Raw genomic sequence first — 788 nt, 5'->3', positions numbered from 1 at the left:
CGCTTCGCCGCCGATCAGCGCGCGCTGGTGGAGGAGCTGGACCTGAACCCGTTCATAGCGGCGGGGGAACGGATCGTGGCAGTCGATGCGTTGATCGTACGACGAAGCTGACCCCCGAACCGGAGACAGACGTGCCGCACCCCCCTCGCCGTCCCCCGCATCGCCCGACGCCGGACGCCGCGCCGTGCTGATGGACCTGGTCAGCGCCGCGTCCGACGCGGTGGCGCAGCATCACGCGCTGGCGGTGCTGATCGCCTTCCTCGCCGCGATCATCGAGGCGGTGGCGGTGCTCGGCATCCTGGTGCCGGGGACGCCGATCCTGATGGCGGTGGCGGGGGCCGCGGCGGCGGCGGGGCTGCCGATCCTGCCGATCCTCGTCGTCTCGGTGATCGGGGCGGTGATCGGCGACGGGATTTCGTTCTGGCTCGGCCATGCCTATGGCGGGCATCTGCGCGCGGCCTGGCCGCTGCGCCAGCGCCCGTGGATCATGGCGAAGGCGGACGCGTTCTTCCGCCGCTACGGCACCGCGAGCGTCGCGGTGTGCCGGTTCATCCCGGTGCTGCGCTCCACCGTGCCGCTGGTCGCCGGGATGTCGGGGCTGGCGATCTCGCGGTTTTTCTTCGCCAACGTCGCCTCCGCCCTGGTGTGGGCGCCGGTCCATGTGCTGCCGGCGCAGCTGGCGGGGCGGACGCTGACGCGCATCGAGGGCGGCGACTGGCGGGGCGCGGCGCTGCTGGGCGGCGCGCTGGTCGCGGGCGTCGTGGTGGTGTGGCTCGCCCACCGGCTGC

At 73.5% G+C, this 788-nt stretch carries 1 protein-coding gene; it reads left to right on the top strand.

Annotation, left to right across the window (positions count from 1 at the left end; all coding sequences use genetic code 11):
- Positions 1-190 precede the first annotated feature (190 nt).
- Positions 191-788, top strand: a 598-nt coding sequence (locus B8460_RS18425) for a DedA family protein (protein ID WP_048863083.1), incomplete at its 3' end; no start/stop codon positions are given.

The sequence above is a fragment of the Acidisphaera rubrifaciens HS-AP3 genome (genome assembly GCF_000964365.1).
Lineage (GTDB): Bacteria > Pseudomonadota > Alphaproteobacteria > Acetobacterales > Acetobacteraceae > Acidisphaera > Acidisphaera rubrifaciens.
This window is presented reverse-complemented; position numbering and strand designations above follow the sequence as displayed.